Raw genomic sequence first — 545 nt, 5'->3', positions numbered from 1 at the left:
TTGACTTTAAAAGTTAAATGAGTTACAATAATTCTTGTCTTAAATGAATACAGTCTGGTAATGATGGCAGAGAGGTCACACCCGTTCCCATACCGAACACGGAAGTTAAGCTCTCTAGCGCCGATGGTAGTTGGGACCTTGTCCCTGTGAGAGTAGGACGTTGCCAGGCAAATGGAGGATTAGCTCAGCTGGGAGAGCACCTGCCTTACAAGCAGGGGGTCGGCGGTTCGATCCCGTCATCCTCCACCATTTAGCCGACTTAGCTCAATTGGTAGAGCAACTGACTTGTAATCAGTAGGTTGGGGGTTCAAGTCCTCTAGTCGGCACCAGAAATCATGGCGGTTGTGGCGAAGTGGTTAACGCACCGGATTGTGGCTCCGGCATTCGTGGGTTCGATTCCCATCAGTCGCCCCATTTTTCTTAAATAAATTAATATGCGGGTGTGGCGGAATTGGCAGACGCACCAGACTTAGGATCTGGCGCCTTTGGCGTGGGGGTTCGACTCCCTTCACCCGCACTTTTAATTAAATAACTCATACATGTCT

General features: G+C 49.4%; 4 tRNA genes and 1 rRNA gene. All 5 read left to right on the top strand.

From position 1 onward, the window contains the following. Positions 1 to 53 precede the first annotated feature (53 nt). Positions 54 to 169: ribosomal RNA gene (rrf, locus tag KI369_RS22445) — 5S ribosomal RNA — on the top strand. A gap of 4 nt (positions 170 to 173) precedes the next feature. Further along, positions 174 to 249 (top strand) — tRNA-Val (locus tag KI369_RS22440). A gap of 4 nt (positions 250 to 253) precedes the next feature. Then, a tRNA-Thr gene (locus tag KI369_RS22435) sits at positions 254 to 329 on the top strand. 9 nt (positions 330 to 338) lie between these two features. After that, positions 339 to 414 (top strand) — tRNA-His (locus KI369_RS22430). Between the two features lie 22 nt (positions 415 to 436). Then, positions 437 to 517 (top strand) — tRNA-Leu (locus tag KI369_RS22425). Positions 518 to 545 lie beyond the last annotated feature (28 nt).

Source organism: Bacillus sanguinis, from assembly GCF_018332475.1.
Taxonomy (GTDB): domain Bacteria; phylum Bacillota; class Bacilli; order Bacillales; family Bacillaceae_G; genus Bacillus_A; species Bacillus_A sanguinis.
This window is presented reverse-complemented; position numbering and strand designations above follow the sequence as displayed.